Origin of the sequence: Methanoregula sp. (assembly GCF_002835825.1) — an archaeon.
In the GTDB taxonomy this organism is placed as follows: domain Archaea; phylum Halobacteriota; class Methanomicrobia; order Methanomicrobiales; family Methanospirillaceae; genus Methanoregula.
Genome location: NZ_PIZH01000285.1, coordinates 1 through 2,823, shown reverse-complemented (window position 1 = coordinate 2,823; position 2,823 = coordinate 1). Strand labels below are relative to the sequence as shown.

Here is a 2,823-nt window from a genome sequence, read left to right as displayed (position 1 = left end):
CGGATAGCAGAGATCCGCGAGCGGTGTGGTGCAATCGAGCAGGAACGGCTTTCCCTGTCGAAGGACTCCCGGATGAGGGACATCGAAGAACAGCGGAAAGCACATGCCGGTCTCGCCGAAAAGCGTAACGATGCTGCCCGCACCTATTCAGCTCTCTCGATGACCGCGTCTCATGTGTTCCGGAAAGCCGAGAAGATAGCTGCAAAGCAGCGTCACCCGTCAGAGGTCAACCTCCTGAACGCAGCAATGAAAGTGCTCTCGAACCATGAGATCCCGGATACCGTGAAGCTGGATACAGCCCTTGCGGCAGCCTGTCCCCTTGCCGAACGGATGATCGCGGACGGCGACGTTGTTGTCAAGAACAAAGAGGAGCGGGCGATCTTTTCAGATACGACACGGTTCCGGGAGCAGATTGCGCTTGCGGGAAGGTCCCTCCAGGACCTTGAAGTGCAGTGCCAGCAGGCAGAATCTGCCATCGCATCCCACCCGCTGCTTGTAAAGATGCAGTCCCTTGAACGCGAGAAGACCCAGCTTGCCGCAATGATGGCAAAAGATGAACAGGGGCTTTTTGAGCTCGGGCAGTGGCGGGAGAAGACACAAAAACAGATCCCGGAACTGCTTTTGCACCTCAGGGAAAAAATTGCGGAAATGAGTGGGGATACCGTGCAACTCAGGGACCCCGAACTGCCGGCTCCCTGAGGGTTCCAAAGAGCGGCGGTCCCTGGTGCCCCGGTATCATACTGTACCCGGTTTTTCATCGGGTCGGAATCTCGCTGAAATCCACCAGTTCCTTCTGGTCCCGGGAGAACTCGCCCGCCCGGCCACAGGCTTCCGCGATCAGACCGTTTCCAGCAGCCGGATAAAGGAGAATGTGGAATAATCAGTATATGCGAACTCCGGCTCCTCGCCATGACACCCGCCAACGCGGAAGAGCGTGGGGCAGTCCAGCGGGACCCGTGCAACCTCTAAAGATATCTGCCGGTGCCCGTTCTCAAGCCTGATGGCGACAAAGTCCAGCTCCTGTTCGATGATCCCTTCGGGAGTCTTCCGGCAGCAGATGTGTTCATGCTGGTGGCCGCAGGCCATGTGGGAAAGCCCGCGTTTTTCAAGGGCATCGAACGCCATCTGCGCAGTATAATGATACCCGGTGAAGAAGTCCCCGCTCTGGTGGGAGAGCCGCTGCCAGCACTTGAGCCGGAGCGTCTGGTCACCCAGTTCGAGCGGGCCCCCGTGCACAAAGAGCATCGTATGGTCCGTCCATTCCATGGGCATTGCGTCGAAGATCGAAAGGAGCGGGGAATCCCGGAGCTGCTCGTGCCGGTAGGCGCTTGCGGCATCGCTGCCGCTGACCATGATCCCGTTGAGGTAAGCATGGTCGTGATTGCCCAGCACGGAGACGAGGCGGCACTCCCGCGAGAGGGTGTGGATCTTTTCCAGTGTCTCCTGCGGCCGGTCCCCCCGGTGCAGGAGATCCCCGAGATTGACGAGGAGATCGACTGACCCGAAGGTCTTCTGAAATGCCGGTATCCGGATGCAGGAGGAGAGCGCCCCAATCGCAGAAACATCTGCGTGCACGTCGGAAAAGATAACTGAACCCATACGGTCAGGACAAATATTGGAGTGTCTTTGCTGATAAAAACCATTGATACCCGGGGTTCAATATATGCCGTTTGGGATCGATGGATACGTTGATGTAACACGGGTTCACACTATTATCCGGAGACCGCCGGCCGCACCGGCCCTGTCACCCGTGCGGCTGCATCCACCCGGGATCTCAGGCAGGAATGGATCGGGTTATCCGGCCTTTCGCGTGAACCCGTTTTTAGGAGGAACCACCTGATGGAAAAATACCTTGATACCTATATTGCCCGCATGCGGACGCACTACCCCCGGTTCCCGGCCCAGACCGCCCATGAGATCGCATCGGCATTCCTTGCCTTCAAGTTCGGCCTGTACGAGAACGCGGTCAGGGAATGTGCGCATGCAATCTCCCTTGTTCCGGACAGCCCGACAAATGCGGCCCTGAAAAAAGCCCTTGCAATCGTCCAGGCAAATGCTGAAGACCGAAATAACTCCAAGGTCACACCGGACCTGTCCATCGCCTTCTCGGGAGAAGAGCGCATGTTTGTGCCAATCAACCTTCCCGCAGAGAAGATCGAGGACCCGGGAACCCTTGAACTGGACAACGCCCTTATCCTGATCTACGTGGTAGCCCTCATCACCTCCCCCGATGACGAGGAGATGCTGGAGGAGCACCGCAGGATGATTGTGCGGATGCTCTCCGATTACAAGAAAGCCATGGGCATGGAGTAAATTCTGATTTTTCTGTCCGGACAGTCCAGGTACCGGGCGAACCACTTTTTTTTCACGGTTGAATTGATGGCTGCACCAGCACTGGCACTGTACTTTTTTGAAAAGTAAGGGGTCGCATGGGTACAAAGTGCCGGGCCTGATCCAGCGTTACCATGAGATTCCACGTCACAATTTTCAGGCTTTGTTTTGTGCGGTGAGGCGCGTTAAAACATTTGTACCCATGCGACCCCCCTTTGCATCTTCAAGATTTTTTGGGAAAACTGGTTGTTTTCACTTCGTAAAAAGAAGGCTACTGTGACATTAGGGGGTGTAGGGGGTCGCGTGGGTACAAATTGATGGAGAGCCGGAATCTGTTAGAAGATTCTAGGAAAAATCGGGTTACAGATCCTTTCATTATGTTGCGATTCCCTACGCGCAAAAGGCCTACCGGCTTTTGCGCTACGCACTTACCCGGATCCGGCCAGAATGAAAAAATCTGGCAACGTTATCTAGTCGCACCATCCCCCACAC

Annotated in this window: 3 protein-coding genes; 2 read left to right on the top strand and 1 reads right to left on the bottom strand. The window is 55.9% G+C overall.

What is annotated here, in order from left to right; translation table 11 throughout:
* A partial coding sequence (locus tag CW742_RS09890) for a hypothetical protein (protein ID WP_292419832.1) occupies window positions 1-699 on the top strand: 699 nt, incomplete at its 5' end.
* Window positions 700-837: 138 nt separating this feature from the next.
* On the opposite strand, the gene CW742_RS09885 is transcribed toward CW742_RS09890, so the two are convergent.
* Window positions 838-1,599 carry a metallophosphoesterase gene (locus tag CW742_RS09885; RefSeq protein ID WP_292419829.1) on the bottom strand — a complete coding sequence of 254 codons (762 nt, stop codon included), beginning with the start codon at window positions 1,597-1,599 and terminating at the stop codon, window positions 838-840.
* Window positions 1,600-1,839: 240 nt separating this feature from the next.
* Between CW742_RS09885 and CW742_RS09880 the strand changes: the two genes are divergently transcribed.
* Complete coding sequence (locus CW742_RS09880) at window positions 1,840-2,313, top strand: hypothetical protein (protein ID WP_292419825.1); 474 nt, start codon at window positions 1,840-1,842, stop codon at window positions 2,311-2,313.
* Window positions 2,314-2,823: the final 510 nt, after the last annotated feature.